Source organism: Acinetobacter colistiniresistens (genome assembly GCF_000413935.1).
Taxonomy (GTDB): domain Bacteria; phylum Pseudomonadota; class Gammaproteobacteria; order Pseudomonadales; family Moraxellaceae; genus Acinetobacter; species Acinetobacter colistiniresistens.
Genome location: NZ_KE340383.1, coordinates 68110 through 91046, shown reverse-complemented (window position 1 = coordinate 91046; position 22937 = coordinate 68110). Strand labels below are relative to the sequence as shown.

At 43.2% G+C, this 22937-nt stretch carries 21 protein-coding genes, 2 tRNA genes and 1 riboswitch; of the genes, 10 read left to right on the top strand and 13 right to left on the bottom strand.

Going from position 1 to position 22937, the window contains the following annotated elements; genetic code table 11:
- The first annotated feature begins 137 nt into the window (after nucleotides 1-137).
- The 3 genes from F907_RS02065 (at nucleotide 138) to F907_RS02075 (ending at nucleotide 1994) form a co-directional block, all read left to right on the top strand.
- Nucleotides 138-989, top strand: coding sequence for a DUF2071 domain-containing protein (locus F907_RS02065; protein WP_016653177.1), 852 nt, complete (start codon nucleotides 138-140; stop codon nucleotides 987-989).
- 80 nt (nucleotides 990-1069) lie between these two features.
- Nucleotides 1070-1136: riboswitch (Fluoride riboswitch) on the top strand.
- 131 nt (nucleotides 1137-1267) lie between these two features.
- Entirely contained in the window at nucleotides 1268-1648 is a 381-nt protein-coding gene (gene crcB / locus F907_RS02070; protein ID WP_004802433.1) for a fluoride efflux transporter CrcB, read from the top strand.
- Nucleotides 1649-1664: 16 nt separating this feature from the next.
- On the top strand, nucleotides 1665-1994 hold the full coding sequence (locus F907_RS02075; RefSeq protein WP_016653176.1) for a DUF190 domain-containing protein: 330 nt from the start codon (nucleotides 1665-1667) through the stop codon (nucleotides 1992-1994).
- Between the two features lie 91 nt (nucleotides 1995-2085).
- On the opposite strand, the gene F907_RS02080 is transcribed toward F907_RS02075, so the two are convergent.
- From F907_RS02080 to F907_RS02095, 4 genes are all read right to left on the bottom strand, one after another.
- Nucleotides 2086-2340 carry a type B 50S ribosomal protein L31 gene (locus tag F907_RS02080; RefSeq protein WP_005239968.1) on the bottom strand — a complete coding sequence of 85 codons (255 nt, stop codon included), beginning with the start codon at nucleotides 2338-2340 and terminating at the stop codon, nucleotides 2086-2088.
- A gap of 209 nt (nucleotides 2341-2549) precedes the next feature.
- A complete protein-coding gene (locus F907_RS02085; protein WP_016653175.1) occupies nucleotides 2550-3842 on the bottom strand; it encodes an ABC1 kinase family protein in 1293 nt (430 codons plus the stop codon).
- A gap of 197 nt (nucleotides 3843-4039) precedes the next feature.
- Nucleotides 4040-5398, bottom strand: a complete 1359-nt coding sequence (locus tag F907_RS02090) for an MATE family efflux transporter (RefSeq protein ID WP_016653174.1) — start codon at nucleotides 5396-5398, stop codon at nucleotides 4040-4042.
- A 31-nt stretch (nucleotides 5399-5429) separates the two neighbouring features.
- Nucleotides 5430-5891, bottom strand: coding sequence for a DMT family transporter (locus F907_RS02095; RefSeq protein WP_016653173.1), 462 nt, complete (start codon nucleotides 5889-5891; stop codon nucleotides 5430-5432).
- Between the two features lie 139 nt (nucleotides 5892-6030).
- Between F907_RS02095 and hemW the strand changes: the two genes are divergently transcribed.
- Nucleotides 6031-7185: a radical SAM family heme chaperone HemW gene (gene hemW, locus F907_RS02100; RefSeq protein WP_016653172.1), complete on the top strand. Its 1155-nt coding sequence runs from the start codon at nucleotides 6031-6033 to the stop codon at nucleotides 7183-7185.
- Between the two features lie 125 nt (nucleotides 7186-7310).
- Here the strand turns inward: hemW and F907_RS02105 are convergent.
- The 5 genes from F907_RS02105 to F907_RS19060 form a co-directional block, all read right to left on the bottom strand.
- Nucleotides 7311-7386 (bottom strand) — tRNA-Lys (locus F907_RS02105).
- Between the two features lie 117 nt (nucleotides 7387-7503).
- Nucleotides 7504-7579, bottom strand: a tRNA-Lys gene (locus F907_RS02110).
- Between the two features lie 174 nt (nucleotides 7580-7753).
- Nucleotides 7754-9595, bottom strand: a complete 1842-nt coding sequence (locus tag F907_RS02115; RefSeq protein ID WP_016653171.1) for a long-chain-acyl-CoA synthetase — start codon at nucleotides 9593-9595, stop codon at nucleotides 7754-7756.
- 190 nt (nucleotides 9596-9785) lie between these two features.
- The gene (locus F907_RS02120; protein WP_016653170.1) at nucleotides 9786-13133 is read right to left on the bottom strand and encodes an Rne/Rng family ribonuclease; all 3348 of its coding nucleotides are present in this window, start codon (nucleotides 13131-13133) and stop codon (nucleotides 9786-9788) included.
- A 198-nt stretch (nucleotides 13134-13331) separates the two neighbouring features.
- Nucleotides 13332-13490 carry a hypothetical protein gene (locus tag F907_RS19060; protein WP_164743243.1) on the bottom strand — a complete coding sequence of 53 codons (159 nt, stop codon included), beginning with the start codon at nucleotides 13488-13490 and terminating at the stop codon, nucleotides 13332-13334.
- Nucleotides 13491-13922: 432 nt separating this feature from the next.
- Here F907_RS19060 and F907_RS02125 point away from each other — a divergent pair, with 432 nt between their 5' ends.
- The 4 genes from F907_RS02125 (at nucleotide 13923) to F907_RS02140 (ending at nucleotide 16961) form a co-directional block, all read left to right on the top strand.
- On the top strand, nucleotides 13923-14855 hold the full coding sequence (locus F907_RS02125; protein WP_005239955.1) for an RluA family pseudouridine synthase: 933 nt from the start codon (nucleotides 13923-13925) through the stop codon (nucleotides 14853-14855).
- A complete protein-coding gene (locus tag F907_RS02130) occupies nucleotides 14852-15526 on the top strand; it encodes an HAD-IA family hydrolase (protein WP_016653169.1) in 675 nt (224 codons plus the stop codon). The genes F907_RS02125 and F907_RS02130 overlap by 4 nt, the downstream gene beginning before the upstream one ends.
- Before the next feature lie 75 nt (nucleotides 15527-15601).
- Entirely contained in the window at nucleotides 15602-16300 is a 699-nt protein-coding gene (locus F907_RS02135; protein WP_016653168.1) for a helix-turn-helix transcriptional regulator, read from the top strand.
- A 52-nt stretch (nucleotides 16301-16352) separates the two neighbouring features.
- Nucleotides 16353-16961, top strand: a complete 609-nt coding sequence (locus F907_RS02140) for a glutathione S-transferase family protein (RefSeq protein ID WP_016653167.1) — start codon at nucleotides 16353-16355, stop codon at nucleotides 16959-16961.
- A gap of 40 nt (nucleotides 16962-17001) precedes the next feature.
- On the opposite strand, the gene F907_RS02145 is transcribed toward F907_RS02140, so the two are convergent.
- Nucleotides 17002-17931: a LysR substrate-binding domain-containing protein gene (locus F907_RS02145; RefSeq protein WP_016653166.1), complete on the bottom strand. Its 930-nt coding sequence runs from the start codon at nucleotides 17929-17931 to the stop codon at nucleotides 17002-17004.
- A 390-nt stretch (nucleotides 17932-18321) separates the two neighbouring features.
- Between F907_RS02145 and F907_RS02150 the strand changes: the two genes are divergently transcribed.
- Nucleotides 18322-19374: an MBL fold metallo-hydrolase gene (locus F907_RS02150; protein WP_016653165.1), complete on the top strand. Its 1053-nt coding sequence runs from the start codon at nucleotides 18322-18324 to the stop codon at nucleotides 19372-19374.
- Here the strand turns inward: F907_RS02150 and F907_RS02155 are convergent.
- The 3 genes from F907_RS02155 to F907_RS02165 form a co-directional block, all read right to left on the bottom strand.
- A complete protein-coding gene (locus tag F907_RS02155; protein WP_016653164.1) occupies nucleotides 19361-19768 on the bottom strand; it encodes a DoxX-like family protein in 408 nt (135 codons plus the stop codon). The two genes, F907_RS02150 and F907_RS02155, sit on opposite strands and share 14 nt — an antisense overlap.
- On the bottom strand, nucleotides 19765-20205 hold the full coding sequence (locus tag F907_RS02160) for a thiol-disulfide oxidoreductase DCC family protein (RefSeq protein WP_016653163.1): 441 nt from the start codon (nucleotides 20203-20205) through the stop codon (nucleotides 19765-19767). Before F907_RS02160 ends, F907_RS02155 begins: the two co-directional genes overlap by 4 nt.
- A gap of 92 nt (nucleotides 20206-20297) precedes the next feature.
- Nucleotides 20298-21818 carry a catalase gene (locus tag F907_RS02165; protein WP_016653162.1) on the bottom strand — a complete coding sequence of 507 codons (1521 nt, stop codon included), beginning with the start codon at nucleotides 21816-21818 and terminating at the stop codon, nucleotides 20298-20300.
- A gap of 610 nt (nucleotides 21819-22428) precedes the next feature.
- Between F907_RS02165 and F907_RS02170 the strand changes: the two genes are divergently transcribed.
- Complete coding sequence (locus tag F907_RS02170; RefSeq protein WP_016653161.1) at nucleotides 22429-22878, top strand: hypothetical protein; 450 nt, start codon at nucleotides 22429-22431, stop codon at nucleotides 22876-22878.
- Nucleotides 22879-22937: the final 59 nt, after the last annotated feature.

Sequence of the window (22937 nt, the reverse complement as noted above, 5' to 3'; positions counted from 1 at the left end):
AAAAAATTCCATGTTGGGTCAATCAATGTCAGCATCATAACATTGAAAAGGCAGAAGAGAAGTTGGATGTGATTTGAACTGGACGTCGTGGAGTCAGCGGTTTATGCTCAAACACAACATTAATCTATTGAATAATAATGAATAGACATCGTTTAAAGTTATCAACATCCACCACTTTGCTTCGACTTCTAGCGCCTATTTTTAGTTGGGGTTTGCTGTTGCAACTCCGCCGTATGATCATGCGAATATTGGCGTTTATGCCTTTACAAAGTCAGGTACGTAATATTGTTTACTTGTCTTGGTTGGTCGATGTCGAGCAGGTTCGGCAGCGTTATCCAGACCCTGTGACTTTATGGGAAAAAGACGGCAAAACTATTTTTACCATTTTGACGTATCAGCATCAGCATTTTGGTTTTGCTTTCCTCGGCAAGTTACGCCAGCTTATGCCTTCCCCCCTGCAAAGTAACTGGCGCTTTTATCTGGATGACTCACAGCCCAAGACCGTGATCTTTGAACAGATGATTGTTGATCAAGCCTTATATGTAATGGGTGGCCGATTGGCCAGTGATGTGATGCCAGCACAATATGCATCGACGTTTCAGCATCAACGGGATGAACAAGTCATTCATACTGAAATGAGTGTTGATGAGAATTATGCTTTGAAGAGTGATGTGCAAATCAAAGGTGAAAAACAGTTACCTGCTGCATGGCAGTGTCTATTTTCCACATGGGACGAAGCCGTTCAATTCTTGGTTGATCAAGATCATGCATGGGCAGAATGGGTGGATCAACCGACACGCATGTCGCAAGGGGATATTCAGATGCCAGTTCAGTTTCAACAGATTCAAGCCGCTGAGGTTTGTACATTACAGGCTCCTCAATTGTTGCAACAATTCGGTTTAGATCATGATGCTGAAGCTTTTGCTTTTGTGGTTCCTGCACTGGATTTTGAAGTGCTGGGTGAGCAAGTTTTATTTAAGGCCACATAAATTGTGGATAACTTTATGTTTATACACAGTTGCTTGAAGCTTAAAAACAGCGGTTGAGTTGTCTAAAAATTATGTTATTTTAGAACAAAGGAGATGGCATTCCTCCTATTACAAACCGCCGTTGTGGCTAATGATGCCTACGTTACCCTGAACAGGGACGTAGGTTTGTGCGCGCTCTGTTCCTCTTTTGGAGTTCGCAAATGAATCATCCTCAGAAAAATAGCTATAAATCCATGCTGAATATCGTTTTAGCTCCAACGCTGTGTTTGGAGTAAGTTATGTACTATCCTTTGCTCTCTATTGCTTTAGGCTCAGTACTCGGCGCATGGTTGCGTTGGTTCTTGGGTTTAAAACTCAATCCAATTTTTCCTAATATTCCCTTGGGAACCGTCACAGTTAACTTTGTCGGTGGCTTTATTATTGGTTTTGCAATTTCTTATTTTTCTCAAAGCTCACTGAGTCCCAATTACAAACTGTTTGTGATTACAGGCTTCTGCGGTGCATTAACCACATTTTCGACCTTTTCTGCCGAGATTATTGCCTTATTACAAAGTGGTAAATTGGGCTATGCCTGTGCAGCGATTCTGATTCATGTGATTGGGTCATTGCTGTTTACCATTTTAGGCATGAGTTTGCATCAATGGCTGAGTGCTGCATAGCTTTGGAGTGATGACAATGAATGGATTTTTACTGAGTTTTTACACGGCACAAAATCGGACTTATCAGGGACAACCGATGAGTGAATGGTTATTGGCTGTGGCGAAGCAGATGAATTTACGTGGCGCGACGGTACTGGCAGGCATGGAAGGAATTGACCATCAAGGCTTATTTCATTCCGCCAGTTTTTTTGAGTTGGCTGATCGTCCTGTACAGATTCAGTTTGCAGTAAGCAATCAACAGGCGACTGAATTATTGAACTATTTAAATGACAAAGAAATTTCTTTGTTTTATGTCAAAACGCCGATTGAATTTGGTGTGGTGGGGCAGGCCAAGACGGATTCTTGAAGGTGAGGCATAAAAAAAGAAGTCTAAGTGGAGGAGAGATAGCCTTAGACTTCTAATGCTTACAGCCTAATAAGTAAAACTTAAATGAAGATTAACCTTTGCGGTTAAAACGCGCGAAGCGTTTGTTAAAGCTTGCCACACGACCTTCATTACTGGCTTGACGAACTTCACCTGTATAAAATGGATGCGAAGCACTTGAGATATCAAGGGTAACGTAAGGATAGACCTGACCTTGATATTCTTTGGTTTGTTTGGTCTGAAGCGTACTGCCAATCAAGAAGTAAGCATCGGCATTGGTATCGTGAAACAAGACTTGTTGATAAGCAGGGTGGATATCTTTACGCATTTTGAATGACTCCTATTGTTGATAGAAATGTTATAACATAACAATATATGCCGTCAATCTTATTCATTTCAAGTTTTTTTGGAATTTATGTGTAAAAAATGAATCAGCAAGTATGGAAAATGGAGCTTTGTACAAGCCTATTAATTGATTAAATCATTGAATATAATTGAAATAAAAATGCCAATCATTTGATTGGCATTTTTATATGTTTAGTTCGGAACCAGTTCTTCAAATAAATCGTTGAGATTATCATGTACTTTGAGGTGAATCAGGTTCCAGTAATGTCCTGAAATGGTTCGGTTGACCATTAAGGTATCTGGAGAAGGCTTAAACACATCCCAGTATTTCAACGATTTTTTCACCAACAGCATGCCATCGTGGTGTGATGAGTTCTCGGCAAAGTCATAATGGGTGCTTAACGGGCGTAACAGGATTTCAATCCATTGTGTATAGAGTTCACTTGGGAATTTCTGCTTTTCAGCAATTGAATGAAGTTCCACCAGTAAATCTTCCACTTGAGCAATATCCTCTTGGCGAGCGGCATTCACCAGTGCTTTGAAGTGCTGAATGATTTCAGGTGAAAGGGTCTTAACGCTGCCGTAATCATAGATAATCACGCTGCCATCTTCACGGAAAGCAAAATTGCCGGGATGTGGGTCACAATGGAACCGTTTCAAGAAAAACATTTCCTGCCCTAGGGCGCGAATCAGGCGACGACCGATTTGATTACGGGTTTCCACAGACCAAGTGCTGGCGGTTTCAATCGATTCACCTTGTTCAAGACTTAGGGTCAGCACCCGACGCGATGAATAATCTTTATATACAGTCGGAATGATGATCTGATCATCCAGTTTTTCATGGAAGGTTTTAAAGACTTCTAGGTTTTGTGCTTCGATTTCATAATTCAGTTCGGCAGATAAGCTGTCTTGGATTTCCTGAAATAATTGATCTTGCAGCTTCTTATCAATCTTCAATACACCCATTAAGCGTAAAGCCAGACGAACCTGTTTTAAATCACTTTCACAGGCTTGATCCACTCCTGGATATTGTACTTTCACCACCACAGCTTGACCGTTCGGCAGCACCGCGCGATGGACTTGACCAATTGAAGCAGCCGCAAAGGGTTCTGTTTCAAAGGAACTAAAAATCTGGTTTAACGGTTTGCCCAACTCTTTTTCAACTTGTTGCTGAATTGAAGCAAAAGGCATGGCGGGGGCTTGGCGTTGCAGTTTGGCAATGGCTTTGGCGACTTCTGGTGGGAAGATATCCTTATATTGCGAGGCAATTTGCCCGACTTTCATCACTGCGCCTTTCATTTCGCCCAAGGTATCTGCAATCTGCAAACCAATATCTTGAAACAGTTTGCTGCGCGCTGCATTTTTTTGTTCTTCATCTGCGGTGAGATTGCGGATGGAATTGGCAACGCTTTTGCTGGCAATACTTGCGGTCATGCCAGCCAGTTTTAAAAAACGCTTACTGGGAGAGCTTGCATGTTTTGCCATATGGACTTGACCTCGGGTGATCCAGTTTCAAAGTGATGCTTTGATCATAGGCGACAAAACTTAAATTGCCTATACCAAAATGTTAAGTGATGTAAGTATGCTGTGAAGGGGGTAAATGGAGGTATTGAATGAGAGGATAAGTTTAAGAGCAGCGTCCATGCTGCCCTGAATCAATAACACTCAATGCGGGTTAATTTTTATGTACTGAGGGCACGCTGTGCCAAACGTTTATTATTTAAATATAAACGGGCGATTAGTAATACACAGGCAATACTTAAACCAATGATCAGGCCGAGCCAAACGCCTGCCACACCCCAAATGGTATAACGCGCCAGATATAAGCCGATTGGGAAAGCAATGACCCAGTAGGCCATTAAGGTAATCCACATTGGGGCCTGAGTGTCTTGCATACCACGTAAACAACCTGCTGCACTGACTTGCCATGCATCCATCAATTGATACGCCATTGCGAACCAGAGCAGGTACATCGCCACCGGAATCACGTTGATATCCGTGGTATAAATCGCCACGATATGGGGGCGTGCAAGTGCAATTAGAGTCATGGTCAAGGCCGCAAAGATCGTGGCAGTGATCAGCCCCACAATTTGTACTTGACGCATCGCATGCCAGTTTTGTTCGCCATAATACATGCCAACACGAATCGTCAAGGCAATTGCTAAGGACAACGGAATCATAAACAGCTGTGAGGTGACTGAAATGGCAATCTGATGGGCTGCAATGGCATTTTCACCGAGCGGACCCAGTACAATCGCTCCAGTACTAAAAATACTGACCTCAAAAAATACTGCCAGACCAATCGGTAAACCCAGCTTTAAAATGCGTTTAATCCAAACGGGATCAAGTTTTTCCCATTTGGTGAAGATCGGTGCTTGCTTATAGGCTTTGGCTTTGGAAATATAAGTCGCCAAAGTGATAAACATCAGCCATTGCAAGATCGCTGTTGCAAAACCACAGCCTGCGCTGCCCAATGCCGGGATTGGCCCAAAGCCATACATAAAAATAAAATTCAGCGGAATCAAGACCAGCAGGGCAATCAAGCTAATTGCGGTCACAGGGCGTGGATGTCCCAATGCTTCAGAATAACTGCGTAGCGCCGCATACATCATCACAGCAGGCATACCAAAGCCAATCGCATGTAAGAACAGGCTCGCTTTCGGGATTAAGCTTTCAGGCACACCCAATAGTGGTAGGAACATGGGCATACATTGCAGAATCAACATCGCTACAATCCCGAGAATCACAGCGACCCATAAAGACTGGCGGGCAATGGTTGGAATTTTTTCAGGGGTTCTTGCACCACGGGCTTCGGCCACCAAAGGTGTGGTTGCCAGCATGATGCCTGCAAAGAGCAGCATGATCGGAATCCATAGACCAACACCCACGGCAATCGCGGCTAAATCAGTGGCAGACAAATGCCCTGCCATAATCGTATCAATTAATCCTAATCCAGCTTGGGCAAACTGTGTGATCAGGATCGGAAACATCAAATGGAACAGCTGTTTAAGTTCAAAGCGCTTGGTTGTGGCATGGGACACAAAAAAATACTCTTATTAAAATGAGGGAGAATTAGCGTTGCAGTGTGAATAACACACCAATAAAAATCACGATACTGCCCAGCAGGCGTTGCCAGTTAATCGGTGTTTTTTCAGTACCTAACCAGCCAAAGTGATCGATGAACATGGAAATCACCAACTGTCCAAAAATAACCAAACCCGAGAAAGTTAAAAATCCAAGTTTAGGTGCAGTATAAATGCTCATGCTGATTGCATAAACCCCAAGGCATCCCCCTAACCAGAGAAACCATGGAATTTGTGAAAGTTCAGTTAAACTGGGTTTTGCTGCGCCTTGGAAGTAAACAAGCAGGCCCAGAATAATCGTCCCAATCAAAAATGAAAGTAAGGCGGCTTGCAGTGGGGAATTCAGATACTCTCGGAGTTGTGCATTAATTGCCGTTTGAAAGGCCATTGCAATCCCGATCCCTAAAGCAAGGGGCAGAATAAAGAGCAATTGGCTGGAAATTTTCATCATATTATCGGTCTAATTGTTTTTTATGTTTTCAGTCTAACTGAATAAGTCAGGGATGATAAGCGGTATGCAATATTGAAGCTGCAACCGTGCCGAGCCGAGTCATGTTAAAATGATCAGGTTCTTTCATTGAGCTTGTATCTTGAGTCTGTTAAATCCTGCAAATATCCCACTGTCCTTGTATATCCATATGCCATGGTGCGTACGTAAATGTCCTTATTGTGACTTTAACTCGCACGCCGTTCCCGATGGACAATTGTCGATAGATCTGGAACAGCAATATTTGGCTGCCTTGGTGGCTGACTTTGAGACTCAGGTTGAAATGGCACAAGGTCGATCGATTCATAGTGTGTTTATTGGTGGGGGGACGCCGTCACTGATTTCTGCGCAAGGTTATCAATGGTTATTTGATCAACTTAAAGCACGTTTAGACTTTGAAGCCGACTGTGAAATTACCTTGGAAGCCAATCCGGGTACGGTGGAACATGATCCATTTGCCGATTATCTGGCAGTGGGGATTAATCGTTTATCGTTGGGTGTACAAAGTTTTGATCCAGACCATTTACAGCGACTCGGTCGTATCCACTCAGCCAATAATGCACTGGATGCAATTCAACAGGCGCGTCAGGCTGGCTTTGAGCGCGTTAATGTCGATCTCATGCATGGTTTGCCCCAACAGACGGAACAACAGGCGTTAACGGATCTTAGATTGGCTGTGGAGCAGGGTGCAACGCATATTAGCTGGTATCAACTTACCATTGAGCCGAATACCGTTTTTTTCCGTACTCAGCCTGTATTGCCACAAGATGAAATTTTGGAGCATATTCAAGCGCAAGGTGAGGCTTATTTAAAAGCCAATGGTTATGTGAATTATGAAGTTTCAGCATGGCGTAAGGAAAAGCCATCAGCACATAATTTAAATTATTGGGAATTTGGTGATTATCTGGCGATTGGTGCAGGTGCACATGGCAAAGTTACCCGACCAGATGGCGTTTATCGTTTTCAGAAGACCCGCTTACCGAAGGACTATTTAGCTAAAGTGCCTGCTGAACATGTGCAAATGAAGCGTATCGAGACAGAGGAATTACCTTTTGAATTTATGATGAATGCATTGCGCTTAAATCAAGGCGTTGCTGCCGAATTTTATACCCAGCGTACCGGATTGGATTTGAGTGAGCTGGAAGCGAGGCTTAATCCATTACGCCAGAAAAAATTATTGCTTGCTGATCCGAGTCGGATTGCCTGTACCGAGCAGGGACACATCTTTTTAAATTCGGTTTTAGAACAATTTCTATAATTAAACTATCGTGATGCTTGCAGCATGGATGCTTCAGGCGATTCAAATGGTATTGTCATTTTTCTGAAAGAAACCAAGTAGACAATAAAAAAGCCTCATCAACTAAGATGAGGCTTTTTAGAATTTGGTGGGTCGTCCGCGATTCGAACGCGGGACCAACGGATTAAAAGTCCGCTGCTCTACCAGCTGAGCTAACGACCCTGAAAGAATTTTAGAGTAACACTCTAAAATTATTGCAAGACAAGCAAAGCGCGTAGTCTTACAAATCTTGATAACTTTCGGTTATCAACCCTTATTCAGGAAGATCAAAACATAAGATGGTGGGTCGTCCGCGATTCGAACGCGGGACCAACGGATTAAAAGTCCGCTGCTCTACCAGCTGAGCTAACGACCCATAAGCAAGTGTTTAAACATGCTACGCAACAGAAACTAATTGGTTCTAAATGCGTCTTCGTTTTGATGTTGCGTATTCTAGCAACTTATTCAGCTAACACAAGAGGAAATTTAAAAACATCTGCATGATTGTTTATAAAAAGCACGATTTCCTCTTGTTTAGCTAAAAAATAAACTAAAAACGGTACTGATAGCTTTGAATATTGTCAAATATCTCAGTATTTACATCAGAATAGCGATTTGCACCTGGTAATAAAACCAGCAAACGTTCAGAAGTTTTGCCTGGATTAAACGAATCTTCTTTCAGTTTATTTTTCTGATATTTAAATGTGCCTGTGGTTTCGACTTTTTCTTGAACACGTAAGAACACTGGAATTGCATAAGATGGTAAGCATTTCTGGAATACGTTGACCATTTCGCTTAAATCCGCATCATTGAGTTCTGCCCCATCGACCAAGGTAATTGCAGCCATACCAGCACGACCATTGGTATTTGGAATTTCAACACCGTAGACCACGGCTTCAGCGATTTTTTCATATTCGCAGACCATGTTTTCAACTTCTGTGGTCGAAACGTTTTCACCTTTCCAGCGGAAGGTATCACCTAAGCGATCCACAAACTGGGCATGACGGAAACCAATGTCACGAACCAAGTCACCGGTATTGAAATAGGAATCCCCTTGAGTAAACACATCTTTCAAGATCACAGACTTATTCTTTTCAGGGTCGGTATAGCCATCAAATGGAGAACGGCTGGTGATTTTACCAATAAGTAAGCCGACTTCACCGGTTTTCACTTTCTTGCAATAGCCTTTCTTGTCACGGACTGGCTCATTTTTTTCTTTGTCAAATTCAACGATCGCATACGGGGTTGGAGAGAAGCCAACCGTATTGTCAAAGTTGAATATATTGCTAAAGCCCACATTTCCTTCACTTGATGCATACAGTTCGAGTACTTCTTCGACACCAAACCGTTCTTTGAACTTGCTCCAAATATTTGGACGCATGCCATTACCAATCATTTTGGTGACGCGATGGGCACGATCTTGTTCAGTTGCTGGTGCATCGATTAAGTAACGGCAGAGCTCACCCACATAACCAATCGCAGAGGCATTAAACTTCTGTACGTCTTTCCAGAACGCACTGGTTGAATATTTACGACGTACCGCCAGGGTTGCACTACCTGCGATAACACCACACCAGCATACAACCACGCCAGTTGCGTGATAGAGCGGTAGGGTCACGTACATCACATCATCTTTACCTAAGTTCAGGATATGTCCGTAGGTGCCATAAGCAAGCGTCCAGCGACTGTGTGTAAAGATGACGGCTTTTGGTAAGCCTGTGGTACCAGAGGTGTAAATATAGAACAAACCATCTTTACCCGTTACGGTGCGTGTGGTTGATGGGTTGAATTTTGGGAACTGATCAATTTGTTGCGCAAGGTTGAGATAACCTTGTGGCGCAGTCCCCGCATTTTTACGGGTTTCCTGATCGGCAAACCAGTGAAAACGATCTTGGGCAACTTTTAAATCTTGACGCGCTTCATCAATGGCAGCACGCACTTCTTCACCCGCAATCACAGCAATCGGATTGACCAAGTTAATGCTATGTGCGAGAACTTTACCCACCTGAGAGGTGTTGACGAGTGCAATAGTGACGCCAATTTTGGCCAAGGCAACAATACTGGCAATCAGTTCAGGACGGTTTTCAACCATCACCGCAATTACATCACCTTTTTTCGCACCGAGTGACAAATAGTAATGTGCAATCTGGTTTGCCCATTCGTTTAATGTTTGGTAACTGTAACTTTGATCTTCAAATAACAGTGCGATGCCTTGAGGGTTGCGCTTGACTGCTTTTTCAAAGGCAATACCTAAACCTGCGGGAGAAGATGGCGTTCGTAAATATGCCTGTTTAAGACCATTAAGGATATGAGGTACTTTAGTGATGAAGTTTGGAAGTCGAGTAGCGACATCACCAAGAGTAATAATATCGGTCTGCGTAGTCTGGCTCATATCAATCCTGTTTATTTTTCGATCAATCCAAAAATGGCTATCCGTTAGAGCACAACCATTTACACCATTGATGTTGATGCTGTTTTGTAATGGTAAGTCCCTAGAGCAATCAACCTAATTTGACAAAATAACAAAAAAGCCTAGTCACCGAAATGACTAGGCTTAGCCTTATTGAGTGCAATTTAGCAAATTACTCATTGCTGGCAGTTGCTTTTTTAGGTGGACGGCCACGCGGACGGCGAGGGCGGCTCGATTTCTCTTTTTCCGCTTTCGCTGCTTCATCTTCCGCATCTGCTTCGGCTGCAACAGGTTCTGCTTTTTCTACAGCTTGAACTGTTTCAGTAACTTCAGCTGCTGCTTCGACAGCGGGCTCAACTTCAGCAACCACAGCAGATTCAACCGTTTCAACTGGCGTTACTTCTGCTAGAGTAGCATCTGTATTGGTGAGTTCTAAGGGTTGTTGTTCTGGGGCTACAGCGACAGTTTCTTCTGCAACAGCAGCTTCCGCTTTCTTCACTTCTTCTTTCGGTTCAGTGTTTTCAGCAGGTGCTGGAGCAGCAGTCGATGCAATATGTGCTTCTTTTGCTTGTTCAGCGGCAAGTTTTGCCAAGCGACGACGTTCACGCGGGTCATTGGCAACACGAATGCTTGCTGCTTCAGGCGGTGTTAATGCTAACACGGGTGCTGGTTCAGCTTCTTCTGTTGCTTTTTGGCTTGGAAGTTCAGCATCACGTGTTACAGGGCGCTTTTCTTCTTCAACCGCTGTTTCTACTACGGTAGCGTTTGCATATTGCTCAGCAAACTTTTGTAGTGCACGGTTAAAGGTGGTAATTAACCCAAACTGATCAATGAGAATCGTGCAATCTTCACCATAGACATGGCGAATCAAGCTACCCATTGTATATTGACCCAAGGCCGGGATTTGCGATGGCGCAACTTTAGGTGCAACCACTTTTGGCGCTGATTGTGCACCGCGTTGGCGACGACGTGAACGTGGGTCATTGCTGGCACGTTTTACTGGCGCTTCAGCAGTTTCTTCTACAGCAGCAGGTGCTTCTTCAACAGCCGCAGGTGCTGCTTGAGCAGGTGCTTTTGCTGCAGCTTTTTCAACGACAGCAGGTGCAGTCTCAGCTTTTGCTGCTGGCGCAGGAGCTTGCTGAGGATTCAAAGCAACAATTTCGCTCTGACCTTGATCAATGTTCACGATCAATGCCGTGTTCATCGGTTCTGCACGAGGTGCATCCACCACATCTACTTTAACTTGCTGTGGATTCGCAGGTGCTTCAGTAGTAGCAGGAGCTTCATTCAACACGCTTTGGTCGCGATGACGATTTGGGCGATTTGGACGTTGCTGATTGCGATCACGACGCGGTAATGGCGCATTGTCATTGCCTTGAGCCGTATCATGATGTTGTTGCTGGTTTTGAGGCTCTTGTGACTGTTGACGTTTTTGTTGACGTTTCAGCTCACGTTGCTCTTGGCGCTGTTCCTGACGTGACAGTTGAACGACTTCTTCATGCACTTGGTTTTGCTGTTCATGTGCATGTGCGTGTTGTTCACGTTGCTCTTTGTGTTTGCGCTTCTTCTGGTTTTGATTTGGACGATGAGATTTTTCGTCTTTCTCAAAAGTTTCACGCGCTTCTTGTTTCACAGGATTTTGTGAAATATAAGCATTGTTTGCTGTCGCTGGTGCAGCAGTTTCAGTGACAACGGGCACGTTGACTTGACCAAACTGGCCACGGCTTACCGCGCCGTTATTCACCATTTGTTCAATCGCTGCCGCTGCATTTTGTGCAGAACGGGATTGATCAGTGGTTTGTGCTTGTTTTTGAACAAATAGGTTCTCTAACCAAGCGCAAGGGCTAGCTGACTTTTGCGTACTTGCTTGTGGTTGTTTTGCTTGAGCGGCCTGTTGCTGAGCAGCGCCTTTCTTCTGTGGTGCAGCAGCTTGGTTTTGCGCAGCAGGTGCATGGTGATGCTCTGCATCTTCCAAATGCCAATCTGAAGATTCATAACCCAATTCTTTTTCGCTAGAGCGGGTAGCTTCAGTACGTTCATAACTTGAAGGTGCAAAACCATCTGGATTGAACTGGATTTGGTAGTGTGGTGTTTCTAAGTGCGGGTGAGGTAATACCGTCACACGAACATTTGAAGTTTGTTCTAAGTAAACTAGGCTGTGACGCTTTTCATTCAATAAGAATGCTGCGATTTCAACAGGCACTTCAACTTGAACTTCACCTTGGCGTTCACGTAAAGCAATTTCTTCAACCTTACGCATGATTGAAAGTGACAACGAACGTAAGTCACGCACCATACCCGTACCATGACAGCGTGGGCAAACGTAACCTGTCGCTTCTTCTAAAGAAGGACGTAAACGTTGACGGCTCATTTCCATCAAGCCAAAACGTGACAATTGACCGAATTGGATACGTGCACGGTCACTTTGAGTCGCTTCACGTAATTTCGCTTCAACCATACGTTGGTTACGGTCTTTGGTCATGTCGATAAAATCGATCACCACTAAACCGCCAATATCACGTAAACGCAGTTGACGTGCGATTTCTTCGGCTGCTTCTAAGTTGGTGTTTAACGCAGTTTCTTCAACATCGTGACCACGGGTTGATTTTGCCGAGTTAATATCAATTGAAACCAAAGCTTCAGTTTGATCGATCACGATTGAACCGCCAGATGGAAGTTTAACTTCACGTTCATAAGCGGTTTGGATTTGGCTTTCAATTCCAAAGTGAGCAAACAACGGCTCATTCAAAGTATAGGTTTTTAATTTGTCTAACTGACGCGGCATTACTGCTTTTACGAAGTTATAGGCTTCGTTATAGGCTTGTTCGCTATCAATCAGGATTTCAGCCACGTCGTCACGTAAATAATCACGGATCGCACGTGTCACCACGCCTGCTTCTTGATGCACCAACATTGGCGATGGACCAGAGCTTGCTGAACCTTGAATTTGTGCCCAAAGGTCAAGTAAGTGTTGCAAGTCGAGTTGTAGTTCTTCTTGAGTACGGCCAATTCCCGCGGTACGAACGATCACGCTCATGCCACGTGGTACATTTAAAGAGGCTAAAATTTCTTTCAGTTCTTCGCGCACTGAACCTGAAATTTGACGGCTGATACCACCACCTTTCGGATTATTTGGCATCAGCACTAAGTAACGACCAGCAAGTGAAATGAAAGTAGAAAGCGCAGCGCCTTTGTTGCCACGTTCTTCTTTTTCAACTTGAACCAGTAACTCAGTACCTTCAGTAATGAGTTCACGAATATTTGAAGTTTGACGAGGGTCAGCTTTGAAATACGAGTTTGCAATTTCTCGCATAGACAAAAAGCCTTGACGCTGTGCGCCGTACTCAACGAAAACCGCTTCTAAAGACGGTTCAACGCGAGTGACATGACCTTTATAGATATTTGATTTTTTTTGTTCGCGCGTACGATTCTCTAAATCGAAATCGTAAAGACGATTACCAGTGATAAGTGCAACGCGAACTTCTTCGGCGTGGGTTGCATTAATCAACATACGTTTCATGGGTGTGACACCTAATAGTGATGCACACAAACAACAAGCCCAATATTTTTGAGCAAACATCTCATTGGCGCGATCAAGACTCAGAAGCAACTTTGTGTAGGAAGCTCTGAAACCACTGACTGTAAATATCCAGCTGGGGCTCTGATACGGTTATTTCGATGTCAGCAATATTGCTTCAATCTGGAATCTGTTGATATTTCATGGCATGTCTTCCATCTGTGAAATATCACTAGATCCGACATAATCAAAGTTTCCTGTACGCTTCACTGGCGGGTGAGCGGTGCATTGGATGGTGACTTTCACTGTCATTAAGCATTGAAGTCGATCCATCTGGAAGTCTTGATACGGAATGATCATCGTATCTCTGCTTAGCAGTTCCAATGCATCAACGCTTTAGCCTGAATGCGACATCAGGGAGCAAATTGTCTGATGTGGATCAGTTTACGTTTAATAACCAGCAAATTGCTGGCGACATATTTTTTCTGAACAAACTGTATGTGCTGATGCACAATTAAACGCAACAGTTTGCCATTTTGCCGATATAATAAGCCTTCGGCGTCGGCATAATTCTTTAGGACCTATCCGAGTTGTGGGTGAATATCTCATCGATTTAAAATTTTATCTAAATAAAATTTCTGATTTGATGCTCACTTACGGCGGTATCCGTGCGCTGAATATATCAAACCTTGCAGCATCTGCCTATGGGCTAAGTTTAGGTTTCTTGTGAAATAACTTAGCTAAATGATCATTTTTTAATCATATTTAGCAAATCTTGGATAAATCGAGCGTATGAATTCTACACAACAATGGCAAAGTGTCACTTGGTTTGACGTGGATGAGCATCAAGACGGGCAGCGAATAGATAATTTTTTATTTACCCGATTAAAAGGTGTACCGAAGAGTCGAATTTATCGTTTGATTCGTGAAGGGCAAGTACGCGTAAACAAAAAAAGAATAAAAGCAGAAACACGTTTGAATATTGGTGACCAGATTCGGGTTGCCCCAATCCGCTATGAACAAAAGGATGAAACGGCTGCACCTGTTAGCGATGACGTGGCGCAAAGTTTGCTAAGCCGTGTGGTATATGAGGATGAAGGTTTATTGGTCGTCAATAAGCCATCAGGCATTGCGGTACATGGCGGCAGTGGTGTGGCCTATGGTCTGATTGAGGCCTTACGTGCAGCCACAGGCAAAAAATATTTAGAGCTGATCCATCGTATTGACCGTGATACTTCGGGTCTGGTGATGATCAGTAAAAAGCGCAGTACCTTAAAACTGTTACAGGACTTGCTACGTGAACATAAAATTCAAAAAACCTATGCCGCAATTGTGAAAGGGCAGGTCAGTTTAGATCGGCAGATGATTGATGCACCTTTGCTGCGTTATGAATTAGCCAATGGCGAACGTCGTGTGCGTGTGACCAAAGAAGGCAAGCCAAGTAAAACCGACTGGAAAGTAGTTGAACGTTTTAAATCAGCAACTTTGATCCATGCATCACCACTCTCGGGACGTACTCACCAGATTCGTGTGCATGGTCTCAGTATTGGTCATCCTCTGGTTGGAGATGATAAATACGGTCATAACACGGCGTATACAGGTCCGGAGGCACGTCGTTTGTGCTTACATGCCATGCGTTTGGATATCCCTAATTATCCAAGTATTGAAGCGCCAATGCCTGAGGATATGCAGCAGGTGATTGAACAGTTGAGAAAACAGAAATGAGTCCAAATATCGAGTTAGTGATTTTTGATTGGGACGGCACTTTATTCGATTCGGTTGGGCAAATCGTGGCAAGTTTGCAATATGCGGCGCAACAGTTTGAACAACCGCTGACGGATGAGGCGGCTAAAAGTATCATCGGTTTGGGTTTGCCTGAAGTCATGCAAATCCTGTTTCCACAAGTTCCAGATTTACACCAAGATATTTTGCAGTGTTATGCTGATCACTATGTGGCAAACTCGAAAAGTGATGTCTGGTTTGCCGGTGTGGCCGAGTTATTGGCTGATTTAAAGCAACAAGGTTTAAAACTCGCAGTTGCCACAGGCAAAAGTCGTAAAGGTTTAGATCGTGTGCTCGTGCAAACCAATAGTCTTGCGCTGTTTGATATTACCCGTGCGGCCAGTGAAACCAAATCCAAGCCTGATCCCTTGATGTTGCAGGAGATTTTGACTGAACTGGATGTGGCAGCTGATCGTGCAATTATGGTGGGTGATACCAGTTATGACTTGGAAATGGCGCAAAACCTGAAGATGCCACGGATCGGGGTCAGTTATGGCGTGCATAGTATTGAGACTTTGCAGCAATATCAGCCTTTAACTGTCGCGCATACGGTGCAAGATCTGCATGTGTATTTGCAGCGTGTGCTCAATGTGGCGGCTTTAACTGAAAGTTAAGCGCTTCAAATCAGCTGAAACGACAAGGAGGGGGAGGTCTACTTTCCCTTTCTGCATAATAACAATAGGGACCGTATGAGTCGTTCAATCCGTTTACTTAATCTATTACAGCTGCTCCGAGAATACCGTTATCCCGTGACTGCGCAGGTGTTGGCAGAACGTTTGCAGATTAGTCAGCGTAGTATCTATCGTGATATCGAAAGCCTACGTGAACAAGGGGTTGGGATTGATGCGGCAGCAGGTTTGGGTTTTCAACTCAAACAAGATTTTTTGTTACCGCCAATGACACTGAATGAAACTGAAATTGAAGCGATTTTTTTGGCTTTGAACTGGCTGAATGACATTCCTGATCTGGCATTGAAGTCGGCTTCAACTTCGGTATTGGCCAAACTGAATGCCGTTTTGCCTCAACATTGTCAGCATCAACTGCAACAAACCACTTTACGATCGATCAATGTCTGGTTACCTGTCGATGAAACCTTGGTGGAGCAAGTGCGTTTGGCGATTCGTCAGCAAGTCAAAATCTTGGTCGATTATGCCGACGAACAACAACGCGTCAGTTCTCGTATTTTGTGGCCATTTGCGCTAGGTTATTTTAATGATCGGATTGTATTGGCAGCATGGTGTGAATTACGCCAAGGGTTTCGACATTTTAGGATTGACCGTATTCAGCAATTGACCCTGAGCCAAGAACTCTATCCACAATTCAAACAACAGTTATTTCAGCAATGGTGGGCACAGGAAATGTGTCGTGACACTACTGACAAAAACTGACAATCAAAACAATTACATTGAAATAAGAATAACTCACCAAGGAAATATCAAAATGGCACTTCAACTTTATACCAATAGTTTTTCACGTGGCGTCGTTGTCGACTGGTTACTGATCGAGCTTGGCATTGAATGCGAGCGCATCGAGGTTGCTTTTCAAACTGAGATGAAAGAGCCTGAATATTTAAAAATCAATCCATTTGGCAAAGTACCCGTATTGGTCGATGGTGATATTGTGGTTTATGAACTTGATGCAATTTGTGCTTATATGGCTGATAAATTTGCAGACAAAGGTTTGGCACCTGCACTGAATGATCCAAAACGTGGCGTGTATTATCGTTGGTTATTCTTTATTTCTGGGCCTTGGGAAGCTGCTTCAACCAATAAAATGCTCGGTGTTGAGGTGAAGCCCGATCAGAAAGGCTCTGTGGGGTATGGTGATTATCAAGATGCCTATAACGCCTTTGTGCAAGGCCTTAGTGAAGTTGATCCCTATTTATGTGGCAAGCAGTTTACTGCTGCGGATGTGACGGTTGCTGCGATGTTATTTTGGCAGCTAAAAGTGGGGGAGATCGAATCACACCCTGCAATTGAGCATTATTTAGAAAACATTAAACAGCGTCCAAGCTATCAAAAATTTGCTGCATTTTTTAGTAATGTCTAAACCTGTGTCGCGTTAAAAAGCCGACTGAATTCGGCTTTTTTTATTTTAGAACATTCGATTTGCGCGTGAATGAGGTGTCTAAAGCAAAGATACGGCTGATTTCGATAAGGAGTCGCTTTATTGCTAGACTTGGTTCACGTTTTGGATAGCTCATAAACACCTCCAGAAATGGAAGGGCATGGCTTAAATTACGAACAACGACGTGCTCGGTGGCCAAGGCTTGGATATAAGCAGGCAAGATGGCACAGTGTCGACCTGAATGTACCATTTGCAGCACTTCTGCGATGGTTGCGGCTTCATCAATACGTTGAAAATGAATCTGTTGCTGCTTAATGTACTGCGTAATGCTGTGCGCCAAGGCAGGGGAAAGCTTAGCCGTCAAAATCGTGAGGGAGAGACTGTGCAGTTGAGCGAGGCCAATTTCCACACATTGGGCCAAAGGGTGTTGTTTGGGCAGCATGAATACCAAGGGTTCTTTTAAAACCAGTTGGCTTGCGAAAGTCTCATTTTCAAACTTTTGATTAATAAAAATAATATCTAAATCACCTTTTTGGAGTTTGCTGATTTGATCACTTTCTTTCAGGTTGAGCGTTCGAATTTGCAGTTTCGGCAGTTTGACCCGCAGGCGTGGCAATAGAGAGGGGAAAATACGAATTTCTGCCGAGGGAACAAAACCAATACTTAAACATTGGACTTTAGCTGCAGCAACTTGGCGCGCCATGGCGATGGCTTTATCTGCTTGAATCAGAGTTAAACGGGCGTGTTCCAGAAAAACTTGCCCCTCATCAGTGAGTTCAACTTTTCGTTTGGTCCGGTGTAAGAGGTGTAAGAGTTGTACACCAACATCATTTTCGAGGTCTTTAATTTGTTGACTAAGCGAGGGTTGTGCTGTGTGTAGTTTTAGTGCTGCTTTACTAAAACTGAGTTCCTCAGCAACGCTAATGAAATAGCGTAAATGACGTAATTCCATAAGACTGGTCCAGAAATGTCTTATTGTTCTTTTGGTTATGGTGATCACAACATCATGTAATGGGCGCATTATATCTGAGGTGGTTTTATATACAATATGCTTTTTTATAAAATATGGAAATAGATAGAAAACCCATTTTTTCAATTTGAACCGAATTGTCATCAAGCCTTATTAGTTCGGTAAAATTGTGTTGACTCTGCGGGAGAAAATCAGCATAACTAATAAGCTTATGTTAGGATCAAAGACCAGTTACAGGAATCTGGAATGAGGCGATAATAGTAGAAAAATCATCATGATTTTAAAGACTGGCGCATCAAAATACCTCCAGGATTTAAACGGGATATAACCTTAGCTACCTCATGCGATACGATTCCAGCAAAGAAGAAATACATGAAAGATAAGCCGACATTAACCTACCAATTGCCGACACAATCTTGCTTGAGCCACACTTGGGGAAAACCTCCTTTTCCGCATGAGGCTTCTGATCACTGTGGGATTGATCGTTTTTATAATTTGGAAAAACCTTTAACCCCATTTGATCGTAAAGGTTTATTAAAATGGTTAGCCACACGTCAGTCTTCTACTTGGAAGATTGACCATAATCATGAGTCCAACCTGCGTAATCAAATGCTGGAATTGCCACAAAACCGTCCACATGCGGATCTCAATGACTGGCAGATTTGGTTTGTTGGGCATGCGACTGTTCTGATTCAAATTGGCCCCTATAATTTCCTGACCGATCCAGTCTGGTGTGAATATGTCAGCCCGAAACAGGGCAATGGCCCGCGCCGTGTTTGTCCTGCAGGCATTGCACTTGAACATCTGCCGACCATTCATGGCGTATTGCTAAGCCATAATCATTATGATCATATGGATTTGGCGACTTTAGACTGGCTACATCAAAAATTCGAAATGCCAATTTATACGGGGCTTGGCAACGCTTATTACATGCCGAAGCATCTACATGTCATCGAAATGGATTGGTGGCAGGAAATTCCGTTTCATGATGAATTAAAGATTGCCTATACACCTGCACAGCATACTTCTGGACGAGGTGTACGAGATCAAAATCGTGCCTTGTGGGGTGGTTTTTCTTTACTTGCAAAAACAGGACATTGTTTCTTTGCAGGGGATACTGGGTATTCAGGACACTTTAAACACATTCATGAACGTTATGGCGATGCCAGAATGGCTTTATTGCCAATCGGTGCATATGAGCCACGGTTGCTGATGCGTTATGTGCATATGAATCCGCAAGATGCATTTCACGCACATCTGGATCTACATGCTCATCGTTCGCTGGCAATTCATTATCGTACTTTTCAGTTGACCGATGAAGATCGTGATGCACCTGAGCATGAACTCCAGCAGGCCATGAAGTCTTCATCTAAATTGGTGAGTCCATTTTATTGCATCCGTGAAGGACACTTTATTCGGGCTTAGCATGTTGTAGTGCTTGAATACAATGAAGTGAAATCACCGAAAGACTTGCCAACGCAATATTCATGACAACAGGATTGAATGCCTGATAGATCTTGTCTGGATAAATCAGTAAAACCAAAATAAGTAAGCCAATTAGGCTGATGATATTGAGCCAGTGCAAATCTTTATGCTGGATCCAGAAAAAAAGACTACCAAAAATGATTTCGGCGAGACCTGAAAGTGAAATCACCCATGCCATATAAGATGGTGCGATATTGAGTTGCTGCCAAAGATATTGCTCATCTGGCACCTGAAAAATTAACTTGGGAATCAATCCCTGATAAATCCAAAGGCTGGCAATCACCCACTGACAAAACGTTAAGATCTGTTGAATGGTTTGTTTTTCGCTGTTCATGTGACAACCTCATCCAAGAGAAAATGCTGCTGAATATCTGGGGTCACCACATAACATTGTTCAGTTTTACCAAAAAGGCGATAACGATTTAATGCGACACAGCGATAAGCAAAATCTCGGATGGTTTTAGGCACAAGACGGGCATGTCTCAAACTGGAATAGGGAAAATCGAGGCGCCGAATGATACGGAGAAAAGCAGTTGATTCGGTATAGCATTGACCATTTTCCAATAAAACCATCGTTTCAAAATGATCAGTAGGAAGATGGCAATAGGCAAGGAGCTGTTGTCCTAAATTGGATTGTACCGACACCAATTTGAATTGGCAGTGTTGATCATGCCTGATCATAAAATCTGCCCAAGCAGAACAGAGTACCCACACTGCATCGAACAGGATGATGCTATGGCTTTGAATCAGTTGCTGTAATGGTTTTGACATGGTTATTTTTCTAATAGGAGATTAAATAAATTGTCACCTAACGGCATTAAAAAAGCCATCCGAGGATGGCTTTTGTTTTAGCATTTTAACGCTTAGAGAAAGCTGGGTAAGTGACGTGCTGGATCACTTTCACGTGCTGCCTGAGCATCTGCAACAGTAAGACCGAGTGCTTTTGCAACACCTTCTCCATAAGCAGGGTGGCAAGCATAGCAGTTGCGGATATGACGATACTTGATGAAGTCCAAAGCATCACCCATGGCGCGTGCAGTATTGCCAAATAACGCATCTTGCTGTTCAGGGGTCATCAACTCGAACAGGGCGCGTGGTTGACTAAAGTAATCGTTGTCATCTTCACGATAATCCCAGAAATCTGCATCGCCATTGATTTTCAATGGAGGCTCTTTGTACTGAGGCTGCTCTTGCCATTGGCCAAAGCTGTTGGGTTCATAATGCGGTAAACCGCCATAGTTGGCATCGATACGGCCTTGGCCATCACGGTGATTACTGTGTACAGGACAGCGTGCAGCATTGACCGGAATTTGCTGGTAGTTCACACCTAAGCGGTAGCGTTGTGCATCGGAGTAGTTAAACAAACGGGCCTGTAACATCCGGTCTGGTGAAGCACTGATACCTGGCACCAGATTACTTGGTGCGAAAGCAGATTGCTCAACATCAAGGAAGAAGTTTTCAGGATTGCGGTTTAACTCAAACTCACCAACTTCAATCAATGGATAGTCACCATGTGGCCAAACTTTGGTTAAATCAAATGGGTGATATGGAACTTTCTCTGCATCTTGTTCTGGCATGATCTGTACGCAAAGTGTCCATTTTGGATAATCTTTGCGCTCAATTGCATCGAATAAATCACGTTGATGACTTTCGCGATCTTGGCCGACCAGTTCACCTGCTTCAGCATCTGTCAGATTTTGAATGCCTTGCTGAGTTCTGAAGTGGAATTTGACCCAGAAACGCTCATTGGCTGCATTAATGAAACTATAAGTGTGACTACTGAAGCCATGCATATGGCGGTAGCTTGAAGGGATACCACGATCAGACATCACGATCGTGACTTGGTGTAAAGCTTCAGGCAGTAAGGTCCAGAAATCCCAGTTGTTGGTTGCACTACGCATATTGGTTTTAGGGTCGCGTTTTACCGCTTTGTTTAAATCGGGAAATTTACGTGGATCACGTAAGAAGAATACAGGGGTATTATTGCCCACCATATCCCAGTTACCTTCTTCGGTATAGAATTTTAAAGCAAAACCACGAATATCACGTTCCGCATCTGCCGCTCCACGTTCACCTGCAACCGTAGTAAAACGTGCAAACATTTCAGTTTTTTTGCCAATCTCGCTAAAGATTTTGGCACGGGTATATTGAGTAATATCATGAGTGACCGTGAAAGTACCAAATGCACCTGAACCTTTGGCGTGCATACGACGCTCTGGAATGACCTCACGGACAAAGTTAGCAAGTTTTTCGTTTAGCCATAAATCCTGGGCTAATAAGGGCCCTCTTGCACCAGCTGTCATACTGTTTTGGTTATCAACGACAGGAGCACCAAAATCAGTAGTTAAGTGGCTATAAGGACATTTTTTATCGTCTTGGCTCATGTTCTATCTCCATCAAGATGACCTGTGAGCTAGGTCACCTCAATTGTTTGACCGTTCAAAGATATGAATGTTTAACTGGCTCATATGTAAATTGGGTATCGAAACTTCAGATGCCTAAGTGCGATTTACAATGATTGAGTTCACATCCTTTGTATTTTTACTCTAGGTTGATGAAAGCTTTTTTTCCAATGGATTAAAGTTGATGTCATAAATGCTTTATTCGATTGAAGCTGACTAAATCTTAAACATGAGTTGGGTTTTTGTGGATATGAAAATTGTTAAAAAAAGATAAAAGATAAAGACTTACTGTATTACTCAGATTTGCTTAGGTATGAAAAGGCGATTGAATTCGGCAAAATAAAAAACAATGGTTTTCCTGAAGTATGCCTATTTTGCATGTTGGAGTTATGTAAAAAGACCCGTATGGGTAATTCTAATGGTTTTTTATGTATGATTAATGGCGGTGGGCGCTGTGGCAAAATAGATGCAATCGTCCGTAGTTAAATTGTTTTTTCAAAAAAATGAGACTCAGTAGGAGATATGTAAGTCATCAGAATTTCAGCATTTGTTATGCTATTTTGGGCATATCTTTATCTAAGAGATTAAAACAATGAAAAAGTTAGCTTTGGGCTTCGGGTTATCCTTAACAGTTCTCGCAGGTTGTACATCGATGTCTCATAACGATCACAGCAAAGCACATGCTTCACAAACATTGAATGTTGAGTTTATTGGCCCAAGTACACATCAGGTGGCACAACAGCAGGGTACTGTGAGTTTATACGCCGTAGAAAAACGGATGGCGGATGTCCCGGCGACCCTGATCGAGAAAAAGAAAGTGCAAGTGTCGCAAGTGCCATTTTCAGTGGAATTTACCATTCCAGCGGATCACCGTCAGCGCATTCAGCCCCCTGTACGTGATGATGCCGAAATTAGCTATTATGTGACTTGGGAATCGGATGCTAAAAACTTAACGGGTAAAGATGCGATTGTGATTGATTATGATCGTAAATTCCCGAGCGTTACGCCAGGTCGTAGCAAACAGCAGATCTATTTAAAATAATAAATCAGCCCCGTAAAAAAGAGCGATTATTTAAAAATAATCGCTCTTTTTGTATTTGA